This window comes from Mesorhizobium kowhaii (assembly GCF_042431665.1).
Classification (GTDB): Bacteria; Pseudomonadota; Alphaproteobacteria; order Rhizobiales; family Rhizobiaceae; genus Mesorhizobium; species Mesorhizobium kowhaii.
This window is the reverse complement of the sequence record NZ_JBHLYT010000152.1, coordinates 1-2,840: the sequence shown is the minus strand read 5'-3', so window position 1 is coordinate 2,840 and position 2,840 is coordinate 1. Positions and strand designations below refer to the sequence as shown.

At 63.6% G+C, this 2,840-nt stretch carries 2 protein-coding genes and 1 pseudogene; 2 read left to right on the top strand and 1 reads right to left on the bottom strand.

Annotated elements, in window-relative coordinates:
- The first annotated feature begins 449 nt into the window (after window positions 1-449).
- Together ACFFNA_RS36480 and ACFFNA_RS36475 are read left to right on the top strand one after the other, a co-directional pair.
- Entirely contained in the window at window positions 450-647 is a 198-nt protein-coding gene (locus ACFFNA_RS36480; RefSeq protein ID WP_378924837.1) for a hypothetical protein, read from the top strand.
- Complete coding sequence (locus ACFFNA_RS36475; protein ID WP_378924835.1) at window positions 637-2,709, top strand: recombinase family protein; 2,073 nt, start codon at window positions 637-639, stop codon at window positions 2,707-2,709. Before ACFFNA_RS36480 ends, ACFFNA_RS36475 begins: the two co-directional genes overlap by 11 nt.
- Before the next feature lie 23 nt (window positions 2,710-2,732).
- Here the strand turns inward: ACFFNA_RS36475 and ACFFNA_RS36470 are convergent.
- Window positions 2,733-2,840, bottom strand: a pseudogene (locus ACFFNA_RS36470) (integrase core domain-containing protein); the annotation flags it as partial.

Sequence of the window (2,840 nt, the reverse complement as noted above, 5' to 3'; positions counted from 1 at the left end):
GAGCCTTCCATCAGCACAGCGTCGGAGCCGGTTGCGGTGATGTCCTCGGCGTATGCCGCCGGGGTCTGGTAGCCGAGCGAGGAATGAGGCCTCGCGGTGTTGAACAACTCGGCGACGGAACACCCACGGGACCGGCCCGGAGCGCGAGCTTCTCTATCCATGGCATCCTTGGGCGGGTCGCCAGGTCCATATTCATGAAGTGATCGACAAGAAAGAAGCAGAGGTTTTCCGCTGCAGTCTTTCTGGCCGGGTATCGGATCGCTGGCTGGAGGTTCCTGGGTGGATGTTCGATCGGAGCCTCAGCGCGAGCTGGCGCATCACGACTGCTCCGCACGTCTACCTTGCCGCGCTGGGCACCCTGGCGAAACTGCTCCACGACACGGGCGCCCCATCGCAATCGCCGGAGATGGGCGCAGCATTGGGCTGTCACGCGAATCGGGGAGATGTCCATGCCGCGCCAGCCCACGACATACCAGTTCGATCTGTTCCCGAAGCCGAACGACGCCGACACGGTGCAGACGCCGCAATGGCAGGCGCTGCCGGCCGAGGCGCGCCGATCAGTGACGAAGCTGATGGTCAGCCTGATCCTCGGGCACGTCGACGGCAAGGGTGCCGCAAAACGGGAGGGCGCGGATCATGATGCATGAGAAGATTGGGCCGCATCATCTGGAGCGCAAAGCGATCCTGTATGTGCGGCAGTCGTCAGCCCATCAGGTCCTGCACAATCGTGAGAGCAGCATGCTTCAATATGCGATGCGCGACCGCCTGACGGCCCTTGGCTGGTCTCGCGTAGAGACGATCGATGACGATCTCGGCCGTTCCGCCGCCGGCGGCGTCGTACGCGCCGGCTTCGATCGGATGGTCGCTGAGGTCTGTCTCGGCAAGGTCGGGGCGGTTGCGGCACGGGAGGTGTCGCGGTTTGCCCGCAACAGCCGCGACTGGCAGCAGCTTATCGAGATGTGTCGTGTCGTCGATACCGTTCTGATCGACCAGGAGACGGTCTATGCGCCGCGTCAGGGGAATGATCGGCTGCTGCTGGGATTGAAGGGCAGTCTCAACGAGTATGAACTCGATCTTCTGCGCCAGCGTTCGCTGTCGGCCCGCTACGAAAAGGCCCGCCGCGGCGAACTCGTCGTCGCAGCCCCTGTCGGCTTCGTGAAGGTCGGCGATCGGCTTGAGAAGGAACCTGATCGGCGTGTGCAGGAATCCATTACCCTGGTGTTCGACAAGGTTGCTGAGCTCGGCAGCGCCCGTCAGGCCTTGATGTGGTTCCTCGAGCATGGGCTGGATTTGCCGGCCAAGCGCAACAATGGCGAAGTGGTCTGGCGCAGGCCGAGCTATGCGACCATCCACCGGATGATCGAGAACCCGATCTACGGCGGCGCCTACGCCTATGGTAAGACTCGTGTCGCGCCGGGATTTGGGCGATCCGCCATTCGAGCAGGTATCCGACGCAGGACGCGCGAGGAATGGCTGGCGCTGATCCCGGACAGCCATGAGGGCTATGTCAGTTGGGAAAGGGCAGAGGCGATCCGCAAGATGGTGAGCGACAACGTGCCCACGAGCCGGCATCACGGGGCGCCCAAGCATGGCGACGCTCTGCTCGCCGGGCTTGTCCGCTGCCGGCGCTGCGGCCGCAAGCTCACGGTGCGGTACACGGGCATCAAGCACAACATTCCGCGCTATTCCTGCTGGCGGGGTCTGCTCGACAATGGCGAGCCGCGATGCATCGCTTTTGGCGGACTGCGCGTCGATGATGCGATTGAGGAAGCGCTCCTGCGAGTCGTGGAGCCGGGAGCGATTGCTGCCGCTGCCGAAGCTGAGGCGCAAGCTGCCAATCGTCGTGACCAGGTCCGGGACGCCCTCAGTCGGGATCTTGAGGCTGCCCGCTACGCTGCCGACCGGGCCTTCCGGCAATACGACGCGGCCGATCCCGAGAACCGGCTGGTCGCGGCGGAACTGGAAGCGCGTTGGAACCAGGCACTCATCCGTGTCGGTGAGATCGAGAGCAAGGTCGCCGCGCATGATGCCGCGACGCCGAGGCCATCACCTGTGTTGGCAACGGGCATCACGGCGCTGGCCACAGACCTTCAGGCTGTCTGGTCGGCGCCAACGACGGACGCCAGGCTCAAGAAGCGCATCGTGCGCACCGTCATTCAGGAGGTGGTCGCCGATATCGACGATAAAGCCTCCGAGATCGTGCTGCTGATCCACTGGATTGGCGGCGCCCATACCGAGCTGCGCCTGCCGAAGCGCCGGCGTGGACAGCGCAACAGCACCTCTGGTGATATCATCGCAGCCATCCGGCAACTGGTGCTGATCGCCAGCGATGATCTGATCGCCGGCATTCTCAACCGCAACGGCCTGGTGACCGGGCATGGCAATCGCTGGACACGGGAGCGGGTCACCGCACACAGATCGCATCACAAGATCCCGGTCTTCCGGCCGGCACCGGATGGGACCGAGCCATGGCTCAACCTGAACAAGGCGGCGCGCCTCCTCGGCGTTGCACCGAAGACCCTCAGACTCGCCGCCGAAGCAGGCGAGATCCAAGGCATTCATCCTCTACCGGATGGGCCGTGGATCTTCGGCCGATCAGAACTTGGAAAGCCGCGAGCCCAGCAGATTGTTCATCGTGCGCGACAGAACCCGAAGTACCCCGCGGGATCGCACCCCGATCAGCAAAACCTATTCCCTTCAACGACATAGACAGATGGGTGTTATGAAACAGGATTCAAGTCCTCCCGCCATTCGGCGATGGCGCTGCGGGCGTGGTCGAGGCCGAAGAACAGGCTCTCGTTCAAAAGCTCATCGCGCATGCGACCGTTGAAGGATTCGAC